The 12,136-nt window shown below is 63.9% G+C and carries 9 protein-coding genes; 3 read left to right on the top strand and 6 right to left on the bottom strand.

Features of this window, described 5'->3' with window-relative positions; genetic code table 11:
- Window positions 1–123: 123 nt before the first annotated feature.
- Entirely contained in the window at window positions 124–945 is an 822-nt protein-coding gene (locus KA354_24190; GenBank protein ID MBP7937751.1) for a hypothetical protein, read from the bottom strand.
- Window positions 946–1,005: 60 nt separating this feature from the next.
- Between KA354_24190 and KA354_24195 the strand changes: the two genes are divergently transcribed.
- Window positions 1,006–1,758 (top strand): gamma-glutamyl-gamma-aminobutyrate hydrolase family protein, encoded by a 753-nt coding sequence (locus KA354_24195; protein ID MBP7937752.1) that lies wholly within the window; start codon window positions 1,006–1,008, stop codon window positions 1,756–1,758.
- 186 nt (window positions 1,759–1,944) lie between these two features.
- Here KA354_24195 and topA read toward each other — a convergent pair whose 3' ends face one another.
- Window positions 1,945–4,755, bottom strand: coding sequence for a type I DNA topoisomerase (gene topA / locus KA354_24200; GenBank protein ID MBP7937753.1), 2,811 nt, complete (start codon window positions 4,753–4,755; stop codon window positions 1,945–1,947).
- Between the two features lie 317 nt (window positions 4,756–5,072).
- Between topA and KA354_24205 the strand changes: the two genes are divergently transcribed.
- The gene (locus KA354_24205; protein ID MBP7937754.1) at window positions 5,073–7,061 is read left to right on the top strand and encodes a hypothetical protein; all 1,989 of its coding nucleotides are present in this window, start codon (window positions 5,073–5,075) and stop codon (window positions 7,059–7,061) included.
- 133 nt (window positions 7,062–7,194) lie between these two features.
- On the opposite strand, the gene ndk is transcribed toward KA354_24205, so the two are convergent.
- Window positions 7,195–7,656, bottom strand: coding sequence for a nucleoside-diphosphate kinase (gene ndk, locus KA354_24210; GenBank protein ID MBP7937755.1), 462 nt, complete (start codon window positions 7,654–7,656; stop codon window positions 7,195–7,197).
- A 51-nt stretch (window positions 7,657–7,707) separates the two neighbouring features.
- Window positions 7,708–8,700, bottom strand: coding sequence for a hypothetical protein (locus KA354_24215; GenBank protein ID MBP7937756.1), 993 nt, complete (start codon window positions 8,698–8,700; stop codon window positions 7,708–7,710).
- Between the two features lie 69 nt (window positions 8,701–8,769).
- Here KA354_24215 and KA354_24220 point away from each other — a divergent pair, with 69 nt between their 5' ends.
- Window positions 8,770–9,063 carry a hypothetical protein gene (locus tag KA354_24220; protein ID MBP7937757.1) on the top strand — a complete coding sequence of 98 codons (294 nt, stop codon included), beginning with the start codon at window positions 8,770–8,772 and terminating at the stop codon, window positions 9,061–9,063.
- Here KA354_24220 and KA354_24225 read toward each other — a convergent pair.
- Window positions 9,036–9,749 (bottom strand): hypothetical protein, encoded by a 714-nt coding sequence (locus tag KA354_24225; GenBank protein ID MBP7937758.1) that lies wholly within the window; start codon window positions 9,747–9,749, stop codon window positions 9,036–9,038. The two genes, KA354_24220 and KA354_24225, sit on opposite strands and share 28 nt — an antisense overlap.
- A 74-nt stretch (window positions 9,750–9,823) precedes the next feature.
- A complete protein-coding gene (locus KA354_24230) occupies window positions 9,824–12,118 on the bottom strand; it encodes a glycoside hydrolase (protein MBP7937759.1) in 2,295 nt (764 codons plus the stop codon).
- Window positions 12,119–12,136 lie beyond the last annotated feature (18 nt).

Genomic DNA, 12,136 nt, shown 5'->3' on the forward strand with positions numbered 1-12,136 from the left:
TGCCGGCCTTATCCGGAGAATCGTGTCGGCGTCCATGCCCAGGGCCTCCTGTGTTCGAGTTCCACTCGAACTACCCATCGGCTGGTCGCATGAGGTTTCTTGAGCTTTCTTAGCGTTGTAGTACTAGAAGCCACCCCGTATGCGCACCCCCATGTCCGGTCCACCCATCCGAATGATCACGTCCGCCTGACACCGAGTCGCGAGGACCGCTTCGGTGTTCAACCGGTCGTTGGTCTCGTACTTGGCCACCGCCTGCTCTTCACGGCTGCCTCCGCGAACGTGCCGGGCCAGAACCCGCCGACGAGCCTCATCTGGATCGGCGACCAGAAAACACTTGACGTCCAGCAATCGGGACACCGCGTCCCAGGGCGGATCGACGCTCAACAGGTAATTGCCTTCCACCAGCACAATCCGCGCACCGACAGGCACCTCAACAGCATCAGCCACCGGGTCGTGTAGCGTGCGACTGTAGGCCGGCAGACGGCAAGCAACATCGCCCCGCCTCAGCCGCCCAAGCGCCTCGGCTAGCGCGGGTACGTCATAGGATTCCGGGCCGCCTTTTCGCTGCCTCAACGGTATCGTCCGCCCGTCCACACTCCGAGTCGTCCGCTGATCGAGAACCGCGTTCGGGTAATGCCAGCCATCCATGGCGACCAGCACGAGCCGACCCGTCCCCCACAGCACGCCCGCCACATGTTCGAGGATCGCCCCCACAGTCGATTTGCCTCCACCGGGCACTCCCGCCAGCGCCGCGACCAGGCGACCCTGCCCGCAACGGCCATCAAGCATCGCCAGCAGAGGGAAACACACACGCTCCAGAAACGCAGCCGACAAGCCAACCGTCGTGGCTTGGCCGGCAAGGTCGAACGTGACCGCGCCGGCCAGCGAAGTCACTCGACCTCGCCACGCGTCAGGATAGGCTCGGACGATGCCGGTTCTCTCCATGACCCCGGAGAATACCGCTCTTCCTTGCGGACACACAAGAGGGCCAGCATAATGGGTGCCATGCGACCTCGAATCGGCATCACCTGCGGGTACCGGCCGGGCGAACCGGTCAACGGCTACGAGACCGCTCTGCTTGCGGTCGACGCTCGGTTCTGCGACGTGGTTTTCGACGGAGGCGGCGAGCCGCTGCTCATTCCGCCGGCCGCCCGGGAGGCTGATCTCCTGCCTATCCTGCGCACCCTGAGCGGCATGATCCTCACCGGCGGCCCGGACGTCCCTCCCGAACGATACGGGGCCAAGCCCCATCCCGAAACGAAACTGCTGCACCCCCGCCGCGTAGCCGTCGATTTCGCCGCCGCCAGATTCGCCGACGAGCAGGAACTGGCTGTACTGGCCATCTGCTGCGGCATCCAGGAGTGGAACGTGCACCGCGGCGGCACGCTGCACCAGCATCTGCCCGACCTGCAGTGCTCACCCCAGATCAAGCACCGCGAGGGCAACACCTTCTCCCATCACCCCATCCGAATCGATGAAAAGAGCCTCCTGTTCTCGATCATCAAGACCGTTTCCCTGCCAGTGAACAGTTCACATCATCAGGGACTCGATCGCCTGGGCGCTAACCTGCGAGCGACCGGATGGGCGGCCGACGGCCTGATCGAGGCCGTGGAGGACCCCCGGCGTCCCTTCTGCCTCGGCGTCCAGTGGCACCCAGAAGACATGCCTGGTGACCCTCTTCAGGAGAAGATCTTCCGGGCAGTTGTCGCGGCGGCGAGCCGGATCCAGCCGGGCGGTACCCCGTCACGGCCGAGGTAGTGTAGTCAGTCGCTCCGCCCCCATCTCCCGGTACGGCCCAAGCGTCCACGCCCCGCGACAGCCGGCCGGCGCGGTGCGGACGTCTCACCTGCCCTTCAGCTTCTGATGCACGAGGGGTGTCGAGTTCAGCTCAACTACTACTGGTTTCTTCACCGAGCTCAGTCACACACGGATGGATGGCCCAGATCAGGAAGCGCCGGACGCCGCAGGCTTCCTCAACACCCCGCGTCTGGCGGCGGGGCGACCGCTCGACCCCCTCTTGCCTCTGCCCTTGGGCTTCTGCTTGGGGGCACGTGGATCCACTCCCTGAGCCCGGAGCTTCTCTTCGCGCGCGTTGAGCAATTCGACGGCCCGCTCGGCGGTCACGGTCTTCGGATCGACCCCCTTGGGCACCGACGCGTTGACCACGCCGTCGGTCACGAACGGGCCAAATCGACCGCTCTTGATCTGCAGCGGTGCGCCGGAAGTCGGGTGCACACCGAGCTCAACCATGACCTGAGGTTTACCCCTCGCGGCGCGAGCCTTGGGCTGCTTGAGCAGTTCCAGGGCCTCCGTCAGCGTGATGGTGCCGAGCTGCGCGTGATTCGTGAGGCTGCGCGTCTCCTCGCCGGCCTTAACGTAGGGACCGAATTTGCCGTCCTGCACGGTCACTGGCTGCTGGGTCTCCGGATGCTGGCCGAGCGTGCGCGGAAACGACAGCAGCAGAAGGGCCTCATCCAGCGTCAGCGTACTCGGATTCATCGAGGGCCACAGACTGGCCATCTTGGGCTTGCCGCCGCGCTTCAGTGTGCCCTTCTCCGTTCTTTCCGGGTCGCCAAGCTGCACGTAGGGACCGAATCGACCGCTCTTCAGGTACACCGGCTTCTTCGTCTTCGGGTCGTGACCAATCACCTTGTCGCTCTGCGCCGCCTGTTCCAGCAGCTTGCTCACACCCTCCAGGTTCAGCTCGTCAGGCGGAATGTCCGCCGGCAAATTGGCCCGTTGTTCACCCCCGGCCACTTCCACGTACGGGCCATACTTGCCGATCCGCGCGACAACCGGCCGTCCGGCCTCATCCGCACCCAGCGGAATCGTCGAGATCTCCCGGGCATCAATCTCCTCCCACCCGGATCCAATCCGCCGCTTGAGCCCAACATGAGCCAGGTCCACCCCGCCGTTGGTCGCCCCCGGATCGCCGAAGTAAAAGACCCGCAACCACGGATGCGACTCAATCCGCCCCGTCGCAATACCGTCAAGATCGTCCTCCATCTTGGCGGTGAAGCCGAAATCGACCAGATCCGAGAAGTGCTTCTCCAACAGGTTGATGACCGCGAACGCGGTCAGCGTCGGAACCAGGGCGGTCCCTTTCTTCCAGACGTAACCACGGTCCTGGATCGTCTGGATGATCGTCGCGTACGTCGAAGGCCGGCCGATGCCGCGTTCTTCCAGCTCCTTGATCAGCGTGGCTTCCGTGTACCGAGCCGGCGGCAGCGTCGTGTGCTGACGCGGCTCGACCGACGACGGATGGAGTTTCTGCCCGACGGTCAGGGGCGGGAGGACGCGCTCCTGGTCCTCGAGTTCCGCTTCAGGGTCGTCACTTCCCTCAACGTAGGCCCGAAGGTAACCCGCGAAGCTGATCACCTTGCCGCTGGTGGAGAACACCGCCGTCCCCTGCTCACCAGCGTCGGCCGTGAAACGAACCGTCGTCCGCCGGCCGGTCGCGTCCTTCATCTGCGACGCCACCGTGCGCTTCCAGATCAGGTCATAGAGCTTGAGCCCGTCGGCCGACACCTGCCCCACGATCTCCTTCGGGAGTCTGAAGGTGGCTCCTGCTGGTCGAATCGCTTCGTGGGCTTCCTGAGCGCCTTTTGAGGAGGTCGCATAGACCCTCGGCTGATCGGGCAGATACTCCCCGCCGTAGAGATCCGCCACCTGGCCGCGGGCCGCGTTGATCGCCTGGCTCGACAGATGGGTCGAGTCGGTACGCATGTAGGTGATAAAGCCGTTTTCGTACAGATCCTGGGCGATCCGCATGGTCAGCCGGACCGGAAAACGTAACTTGCGGGCGGCTTCCTGCTGCAGGGTCGAGGTGATGAACGGCGGATAGGCCCGCTGCGTGAACGGCTTCTCGGCTACATCACTGACCGCAAACGACGCGGAGCGAAGCCGCAGGGCCGCCGACTGGGCCGTCGCGCCATCCAGCACACGCACGTTGACCGAAGCCTTGAGCCGGCCGGTTTGATCGTCGAAGTCCTTGCCGCTGGCCACCCTGCCGGATCCCAGCTCGATCATCCGGGCAACCACCCGCTGGCCCGATGCCCCACCGTTCGAACCACCGGCGGCCAGGAGCGTCGCTTCGACATCCCAGTACTCCGCAGGCACGAACGCCATTCGCTGCCGCTCGCGCTCAACGACCAGACGGGTCGCAACCGACTGCACGCGCCCGGCAGACAGCTTCGGGGCGATCTTCCGCCACAAGACCGGCGAGACCTCGTAACCGTACAACCGATCCAGAATCCGCCGAGCCTCCTGAGCATCGATCAGCCGGTCGTCCAGGTCGCGCGGATTGGCCAAAGCCTCCTGTATGGCCGCTTGCGTGATCTCATCAAACACCATCCGCTTGACCGGCACCTTCGGATCTAGAACCTCACGGAGATGCCACGCAATGGCCTCCCCCTCCCGGTCCTCGTCCGTCGCCAGGTAGAGCACATCCGCCTTCTTGAGCAGCTGCTTGAGCTTGGTCACCTGGTGCCTCTTCTTGGCCGGAACGATGTACAGCGGCTTGAAATCGGCTTCGACGTCGACCCCAATCCTGGCCCATGCTTCGTTCTTCAACTCGGCGGGGATCTCCGAAGCCGTTGAGGGCAAATCGCGAATGTGGCCAATCGACGACTCCACCACGAAACCCGAGCCAAGATACTTCGAGATGGTCCTCGCCTTTGCAGGCGACTCCACGATGACCAAGGCAACCCCCGAGTCGGTTTTACGTCTCGCTCTGTCTACAGAATGGTCCATCATCGCAAATACTACGCCTTGTCAGCCCTGAAAAAGGGCTGCAGATGCCTTCTCGCCCAAGATGTCCATATGTTCCCTGTCCGTGTGCTGGGCTATTCTATCGGCTATGCCGCCCGGCCGCTGGAGCGGTTATTATAGGGAGTCGCCCACAGAATCAATCCGCCACCGATCGGACGAGGCGACCGATGAGCCAGGGCCTCACGCCGCCTCCGCCCCCCGAAAAGCGTCCGCAGCCCTTGCTTTTGGGCTAATGGCCGGTATGCTAAATCCTCTTTGCAGTGAGTTAACAGATTAGCGATGGCGTCGGAGCAATTACAGCTATGATGAAGTTTTTCCGCAAGTACACGAAACAACTGCTGGCCGTCTTCATGGCCCTGCTCTTGATCGTGTGGCTCGGTGGCAGCGCTCTCCAGCATGTGTTCGATCGCAGCCAGGAACATCTCAAGGCGCCGCGAGCCAAGGTCTTCGGCAAGACGGTCCTGATCGGCGATATGCAGGGCGCGTTCAAGGACTGCGAGGTGCTCAAGTCCATGAACATCCAGTGGGAATGGATGTGGTGGAGCGCGGTCGCCAGGTTGGGCGTCAGAAACATGAACGAACTCCAGCAGTTGGTGGGCGCCGTTCGAACCACGCCACTCACACCGGAAGAGTGGTTCATGCTGGACGCCGCGGCCAGGCACCATGGCATCCAGGTCTCCGAAGAGGAATTGGAGCGGTTCAAGACAAGGCACGGCCTGACCGGCGAAATCCTGGCCTCCGTCCGCGACAGGCGCGGCTTCTCGCTGGACACGCTCGATGAGGCGATCCGGTCGTATGTCCGCGTTACTGAGATGATGGAGTCGGCCATCGGGGCGATCAAGGCGAGCGAGGCCGATATCCAGGACGCCGTCCGCAATTCCCAGGAGAAGGTGAGCGTCGGCGTCGTCACCCTCGACGCAGCCAAGTTCGTGGACAATGCCTGGCAACCCACGCCCGAGGAACTGCAGAAACAGTTTGACCAGGGCAAGGACAAGGACCCTGCGCCCTCGCCGACGGGCGAGCAGGTCTTCGGCTACCGCGAGCCTGAGAAAGCACAGATCGAGTACATCCGCGTCGACGCGAGCGTTCTGGCCAAGCGGCAGAAGATTTCGGAGGACACGGCCTGGGAGTACTGGGAGAGCCACCAGGACGAGTTCTTGAAACCCACGTCGCAGCCCGCCTCTGCCCCGCCAGGTTCTCAGCCTCAGCCCGAGAAGTACGGTACTTTCACCGAGGCCAAACCGAAGGTGATCGAGAGACTGGCCCAGCGAGCTGCCCAGGCCGAAGCCCAGCGTCTGGCCAACGAGATCATCAGCACGCTGGCCAAACCGTGGACCGGGGCCCCGACGACGCAGCCGGACAACTACGCTGTCCCGCCTCCGGGGCAGGATAGCGATAGGATCTACCCCGACCTCATCACCTCGCTGGAACCACGCTACCCCGGCGTGCTCAAGTATGGCCGCACAACCCTGCAGGATCAACAAGGACTGCGTACGGCTTACCCCGACATCACCAGTGCGTACTTCAAGGGATCCGGACAGTACAGCTACGTATCCCTGCCCCAGGCGGCATTCATGGTCGCCGGTCTGGAAGCCAAAAAAGACGCCAACCCGGACCATACCCGCCTGTTTCGCAATGTCTATCAGACTTGCGCCGAGCCGTTCGCCGATTGGTCCGGCAATGTCGTCGTGTTCCGCACCGTGGCCACCAGGGCCAAGCAGCCCGCGCCATCGGTGGACAGCGTGCGCGAGAAGCTGATCACCGACCTCCGCAAGATCCAGGCGGGCAAGGAAGTGGAGCGACTGGCTAAGGAACTGGCGGACAAGGCGGGCACCGCCGGTCTGAAGGCCGCGTTTGAGGGCGACGCCAATCTCGTCGCCAAACTCGGCAAGGAGGCCTACAAGGACCGAGTCACGTTTGCCCGCGGCACCCGCTACGTGCCCGAGTTCCGAGGCGATACCGAGCTGGTCAAGAAGTGCTTCGCCGTTGCGACCGCCCCCGCCGCCAGCCAGCCGTCCCAGATTATCACTCAGCAACTCAAGAACCAATCCAACTGGGTGGTCGTGGAATGGCACCAGATTCTGCCGGTCACCACCCAGGAGTACGACCAGGAGCGGGCGGTAGCCATCTCCCGCGTCCTCGGAACGCGCCAACTCGCCTTCCTGCGGAACTGGTTCGACCCGGCTCACATCCGATCCCGCGTCGGGTGGGAAGATCTCGCGGAAGGCAAAGACCTGCCGACCGGGCCGATCGAGAAACCTGTGCTCCCGCCGGGCGGCTGGGGCGAGTAGGCCACCGTTTTCGGAACAACTGGCACAAAACAGAATCGCCACAGGCGCCAACCTGTGAATGCTGTTTCCTGCTGCCTTTAGGGTGTTCGCCTTGCATCGCTCGGCGAGGCAGCACGCTTCGCCGGGACGGCGGTCAAACCTCCTTCGGGCGACCCAGCCAGTCGGCGTCGGCGGTGGTGAAGTCCAGCAGCTCGCCGGGGGTGAAGTACAGGGCAATCTCGCCGGCCGCAGACTCCGGAGAGTCGCTGCCGTGCACCAGGTTGTAGGTCATGCTGATGCCGAAGTCGCCCCGGATGCTGCCCGGCTCGGCCTCGAAGCCAAAGGTCTTCCCCATCAACTTCCGGCAGACGGCGATCGCCCGTGCTCCGGCCAAAACCATGACCACCACCGGTCCGGAGGTGATGTACTCGATCAGGCCGGGGAAAAACGGCTTGCCCTTGTGCGGGGCGTAGTGCCGCTCGGCCAGCTCGGGCGTGATCCGCATCAGCTTCATGCCCGCCAGAACCAGCCCCTTGTCCTCGAAGCGCTGAATGACCCGGCCCACCAGACGGCGCTGAACGCAATCCGGCTTCAGGATGATGAGTGTCCTCTCCACCACGTGTCGTGCTCCTCTTCTGGCGTTCCTGCCGTCCTCTCTTGCCCATCCCTATCCTGCACCACTCCGAGCGGCCTGGAACATCGCCCGGACGTTCTCCACCGGCACCCGAACCGGATCGTAAGTGCAGCCGGGGGCGACTATGATCGGCCTTTCCCCCGCCTGACGCAAGGCGTCGCGAACCTCCGCGGCACATTCCTGCGGCGTACCCTCCGGGAGCGTCCTCAGGTTGTCCACCCCTGCGGCTATGGCCGGCCGGATCCGATCCCGGGCCCAGGCGATGCTCGGACCGGTCGCTCGATCCGACCAGTTCAACACCGCCACCGGGTACTCCGAAAAGCCCAGGAAATCCCGCGGCCGGCCACACACATGCAGCACGCTGAACGGAGCACCCCTCACCGCCGCCAGGATGGCCAGATCCACGGGTCGCACCAGCTCTCGGTAAGTGCCCTGCCCGTTGGCCGGCGTATCCACCCAGTCATCCCGCACCGACAAGAACACGCCATCCGCCCCGGCGTCAACGCACCCGCGGGCGAACGCCCCCAGCGTCTCCCCAATGGCCGCCACCGCCGCCTTGACGGCCGCCCGATCCTCCCGAAGGAGCGCCGTCAGCAGCGCGTCCCGATCGTCCTGGCCATCAATCCGGGGCGGGGCGTGCACATCACTGGGCGGCCGCGTCCACGCCCGCAACACCGTCCAGGCATTGAAAAGCGTGGCACACATCAGCACGTCACCGGCCAGCCGCTCCTTCAGCCGGCGAAGCACCTCCAACTGGTCGGCCAACCGCTCGGCATCACCCGCCAGCGGTCGGATCCTTCTCAGATCACCCACCGTGCGGACAACAGCCACCTCCCCGCGCGGGTAGGGGTGATCGTTCATCACCTTGAGGAAATCGAGGCCATACGCCTCCAGATGCCGTAGGTGGGCATCGACGGCCGTCGAGCCGGTACTGCAGTCGTGTCCGAAGTGATACCAGCAGCTCACCGGCGGCCGGTCCGGCACCCGCCCATGAAGAACCGCCTCAACTCGTTCCCGTTCGGTCATAACGCTTACAGAAATGTAGGCCCCGTCGATGAACCGGTCCAGAGACAATCCGGAAAGTCAAGAGCCGTTGTGCGTCGAAAAGACCAAACCCGGCAGCCGACCCTCGTCATCCCCTCCACCGTCTGCATGCGCTACGATGATCATCCAGCCGCCAGCGAACACTTCCGCCTGGTCCCGGTCTGCGACTCCGAGACCAACGAGGTGATCTGCCACGAGCCCGCCGTCGCCGACGAGACATACAAACGGATCAAGCGAGCCCAGTTCCGGAGACTCCGGCCGCCCGAAGTCGATGATCGCACGGCCAACCCGATCCGCCTGTGGCTCCTCCGACGAACTCACTCGCAGCCCTGGTCACACTCGTAGCGGCTCTGGTCGCAACCGTCGTAGCATTCCGGATCACCCGGCCAGTTCTCGCGGCACCAATCGCAGCAACTGATGTATTGCTCCCGACACCTTGTGTAGCAACCCCACGCGTCCCGTTCCTGCGTAACCGTGCCGGTGACCGTGTCAACGATCACGTAGCTGCCGTCGGGCATATTGAACACATAGATGATGTTGGCTACGTTGGGATTGAGCGGCTTGAGCAGCTCCCACGATCGAAAGAACGGGCCGAAGCCCGCAGCCTGAGCCAGGGTCCAGGCCTCCACCACGTCCATGGTCACTTGGGTCAGATCCAGGAACTCGAGTCCCAACGGATCGCTTTCCAGATCCACTGTTGTCCAGGTCCTGTTGTAGGTCATGTACCAGCCCTGAACACCCTGAGGGGTCAAAGCGATGGCCAGGAAATCCCAGACGTTGGTTTCGGCCGGCATCTGCAGCTCGGTACCGTCCTCCCTTCGCCCCCCAGCCCAGCAGATCTGTGCCGCAGCGTGGGTCTTGCGAATCTCCGCCGTCGCCGCCGCAACCATCCGCGTGCATACGCTGTCGTCAGCGGTCGGCACCGAAATCAAGAATGGACACGGCCGACAGACTCCGCCGAACGCAAGACAGATCATGCCCAGCAGGCAAGAAACCACTATCCCCGGTGACAAACGCCGACTGCATTGCATGGCCACACCCTCACGTTGAGTGTCACTGAAAACCGAGTCCCAAACCGCCGCGAACGCGTCCCTCGCACGCGGCCTCAATCGTATTTTCCCTCATCGGCCAGCGGGTCGGCGGACATGAGTTGCATGGGTCCCAACAGCCCCGAATCAACCAGCGGCGTATCCTTGGTCAGCTTGCGAATGTTGGTCCGCGTCGTGCGCCGTTCCGGCGGCAGCAACTGATCACCAATGACTCGGTTCGGCCAGAAGTTGACCACATCGACCTCGAGCCTGTTATCCCTGGATCGCACCGCGTCGGTGACATCCACCCGGAAGGGCATGGCCCAGAGCACGCCAAGGTTGCGGCCGTTTAGTCGTACCTCACACAGTTGACGCACATCGCCCAAGTCGAGAAGCAGGCGTTTCGTCCCGGCAGCCGGCTGCTCGGGCAGATCGAAAGATGTCACGTAGGTCGCCATGCCCGAGTGGAACCGGATCGCGTCTTCGGGCCGAGTGGTCCAACTCACCAGCCGAGTGAACTCCACCGGTTGAGCCCCCCCCTGCCCGGAATCGAAGCTCACCTGCCACGGCCCGCGGAGCTCACACACCGGCACGACAGTCGCGAAGTTGGACGCACTTTTCGCCGCGGTACCGGCTGCCGCTCGAAAGACCACGAACATCGAGCCGTAGGGCGCGAATCGCAGCGGCACCACCGTGCGTTGGTCGGATGCAGCGAAATCGGGAAGGTGACGGACGCGGCCAGTGACGGGATCCCAACACTCCGGGTTCCTGCCGGCCACCCGGAATGTGCAGCGGGCATCCACCCATCGACCGGTGCGGTTGGCCACGAAGAAGATGTCCACTTCACCATCGCGACGGTGGATGTAGTCGAACGCGACGGCAGGCTGACTCTGGGCAGATGCCGTCGCACTGCCCGGGTCGAGGGCATATTCGAAGTCCGGCCTGACACCGTCGGCGAGCAAGACCTCCCGGGCAGTCCTGCCTACCATCACACGCCCCGACCCGAGACGATGCACCCCTGCCGAAGAACCACCGCCCTCTCCCCAAAGTTCATTCGCCAGTCCAGCGACCTCCTCATCGCACTGAGGATAATCGCACAGGCTGGCGGCCGATTCCGGCTTCGGGCCGATCACGGTGGCGCCCGCGGCGACCAACTCCTTGACTTTGCGGAGTACGGGCAACGAAATCACGCGGCGATCCGGCAAAACGAGTACCCGATAGCTCATGCCATCCGGCAGCAGGATACGGCCGCCGCGGGCGCTCATCCGCGTCAGCAGCACCTCTTCGGTCGCGACGTCGTAGTCATAACCGGGCAGCACCCTGGCCGGATCCGACTGCTTGAGCTGGGCGAAGTTCGGCACGTGATCGCCGTAGTAGTAGACCGCGTCGGCCACGAACAGGCCCCGCTGCAACATGAACTGGCAGCGGTTGATGTACGCGAGAAACGGCCCGGAGCGGGACCACCAGGTCGAGTTGGGATTGAAGTGCGTCCCTGCGAAGTACTCCTGGCCAGGCAAACCCATCTCCACCGGGGAGCAGGTGAAGGCGTGCCACACCAGGAGATTCAACCCTTCGCACGCGGCGCGATCGAACGACGGCTTGAGGTTGTCCCAGAGCGTCTCCTGCCAATGCGGGCCGATGGTCGTGAAACCCTCGGCGAGCACCAGCCGACGCCCGTAAGTGTGGGCCGCCGAGGCTGGCTGCTTCACGAAGAACCGGTTCTCATCGGTCACGCGATGCCGCCACGAGCGCGCCCAGAACTCGGACATCGGAGCATCGTTCATCCCCAGACAGCGCAGCGAATCGATCGGCACGGCGTGCGGGCCGCCGGATTCGGGGTGTATTCGGAGCCCGTGCCGCCGGGCGCCATCGACGAAAGGCCGGTAATGGTTGTCGATCGCCAGGTCACCCATGGTCTTGCGAAGGTCGTGCAAGAAGCGGTTGCTCACGTCCCGGCCGTCCAGGATGCGGCCGGCGATCACCGGAAGGAAAGGCCAAAGGTCGTAGCCGCGCCGTCGCCAAAATTGCTCGCGAAGCGTCGGCGTCCAGTTGGCGACTTCTACCTCCCAGCTGTCGGTGTGCAAGTACTTGAGGGAACGCCCGGCCAGCGGACCCGCGTCTGCGATGAGCGGCTCAACCACAGCCTGCCAGTATCGCTGAAACGCGTTCGCGTCGAACGGATCGAGGGCGTAACCTTGCCACCCGTCACTGCACGTCGCAACCCGGCAGTGCTGGTTGAGCGTGCACCCGAAGCGCAGGATCTCCCACTCACCCGCAGGCACCTCGACGCCGTAACCAAGATCTTCCGTCATCCGGGTAAGCGCCCCCGGCGAGATCGCGTTCACCGTGACCCCGTAGCGCGCGAGCTCCATTGCCGCTGGCTCTCACAC

Source organism: Phycisphaerae bacterium, from assembly GCA_018003015.1.
Classification (GTDB): Bacteria; Planctomycetota; Phycisphaerae; order UBA1845; family PWPN01; genus JAGNEZ01.

Bases quoted from the DNA above. Each gene is read 5' to 3' on its own strand.
- topA (MBP7937753.1), bottom strand. From the start codon at position 4,755: ATGATGGACCATTCTGTAGACAGAGCGAGACGTAAAACCGACTCGGGG.
- KA354_24225 (MBP7937758.1), bottom strand. From the start codon at position 9,749: ATGCAATGCAGTCGGCGTTTGTCACCGGGGATAGTGGTTTCTTGCCTG.
- KA354_24215 (MBP7937756.1), bottom strand. From the start codon at position 8,700: ATGACCGAACGGGAACGAGTTGAGGCGGTTCTTCATGGGCGGGTGCCG.
- KA354_24205 (MBP7937754.1), top strand. From the start codon at position 5,073: ATGATGAAGTTTTTCCGCAAGTACACGAAACAACTGCTGGCCGTCTTC.
- KA354_24230 (MBP7937759.1), bottom strand. From the start codon at position 12,118: ATGGAGCTCGCGCGCTACGGGGTCACGGTGAACGCGATCTCGCCGGGG.
- KA354_24190 (MBP7937751.1), bottom strand. From the start codon at position 945: ATGGAGAGAACCGGCATCGTCCGAGCCTATCCTGACGCGTGGCGAGGT.
- KA354_24195 (MBP7937752.1), top strand. From the start codon at position 1,006: ATGCGACCTCGAATCGGCATCACCTGCGGGTACCGGCCGGGCGAACCG.